Source organism: Mesorhizobium sp. M8A.F.Ca.ET.021.01.1.1, assembly GCF_003998025.1.
In the GTDB taxonomy this organism is placed as follows: domain Bacteria; phylum Pseudomonadota; class Alphaproteobacteria; order Rhizobiales; family Rhizobiaceae; genus Mesorhizobium.
This window is the reverse complement of record NZ_RZSJ01000945.1, coordinates 1-1262: the sequence shown is the minus strand read 5'-3', so window position 1 is coordinate 1262 and position 1262 is coordinate 1. Positions and strand designations below refer to the sequence as shown.

The following is a 1262-nucleotide window of genomic DNA, read 5'->3' as shown; positions in this document are numbered from 1 at the left end:
CGTCGAAACCGTATGTCTCCTGGATCGAGGCGTTGAAACCACCGGCGTCGAGCTTGGTTTTGATGTCGCCGGCATGGACGTCCAGCAATCCGCCGAGCAGGAAGCGGGGCGAGACCATGTAGTCGTAGCCAGCGGTAAGTTCGCCGTAAACGCCTTCACCGCCAATGCCATTCAATGACAAGGGAGCAAAATCGCTGCTCAACTTATGGACGTTGGCTCCGGCGCCTACGCCGAAGCCGACATAAACGCCGCTCCAGTTAAAACCGGATGCCTCTACCGGCTGCACGACGTCGGCCGCATGAGCCGCCGACATCAAAGCCACGACAGAAACCGCGCCGAGAAGAATAGATTTCGCAGTAATGCGAACAAACATAGCCCGTACCCCTAATGAATAAACCCGGGGTGTTCCTAGCAGGGAGTCGGCCAATACAGGTATGACAAAAATGCAACAGCGGGAGGCTAAGTGCCCTTACGGCACACGCTTCGATGGATCCCCTGGGAGGCAGGTTTGGAGCATCATTGCCTAAAGAAAAAGCCCGCCGGAGCGAACCGGCGGGCAAAAGTGTAAGTTGACTTTTTCTGGGTGTATCAGGCCGCGAGCACGGCTTTCGGCTCGACCAGTTCGTAGCCGAGCGCTTCGGCGACCGCGCGGTTGGTGATCTTGCCTTTGTGGACGTTGAGGCCGTTGCGCAAATGATGGTCGTCGACCAGCGCCTTCAGGCCCTTGTCGGCGAGCTGCAGGCCGTAATGCAGCGTTGCGTTGTTCAGCGCATGGGCCGAAGTGACCGGCACAGCGCCTGGCATGTTGGCGACGCAGTAGTGGATAACGCCGTCGACTTCGTAAGTCGGCTCGGCGTGGGTGGTCGCATGAGAGGTCTCGAAGCAGCCGCCCTGGTCGATGGCGACATCGACCAGCACCGAGCCCTTCTTCATGCCGGACAGCATTTCACGGGTGACCAGCTTAGGCGCGGCAGCGCCCGGGATGAGCACGGCGCCGACGACGATGTCGGCCGAGAAGCATTCTTCCTCGAGCGCCTCGACGGTCGAGTAACGGGTGTGGACCCGGCCGGCGAAGAGGTCATCGAGCTGGCGCAGACGCGGGATCGAGCGGTCGATGATGGTGACATCGGCGCCAAGGCCGGCGGCCATGCGGGCCGCATGCAGGCCTACGACGCCGCCGCCGAGCACGGTGACCTTGCCTGGCAGCACGCCGGGCACGCCGCCAAGCAGCACGCCGCGGCCGCCATTGGCCTTCTGCAGCG

The 1262-nt window shown here is 62.0% G+C and carries 1 protein-coding gene and 1 pseudogene; both read right to left on the bottom strand.

The window, feature by feature from the left end; translation table 11 throughout:
* Positions 1 to 373 (bottom strand): annotated as a pseudogene (locus EOA36_RS35695) (porin family protein); the annotation flags it as partial.
* A 215-nt stretch (positions 374 to 588) separates the two neighbouring features.
* The coding region (locus EOA36_RS35690) for an NAD-binding protein (RefSeq protein ID WP_189553552.1) at positions 589 to 1262 on the bottom strand (674 nt) is incomplete at its 5' end.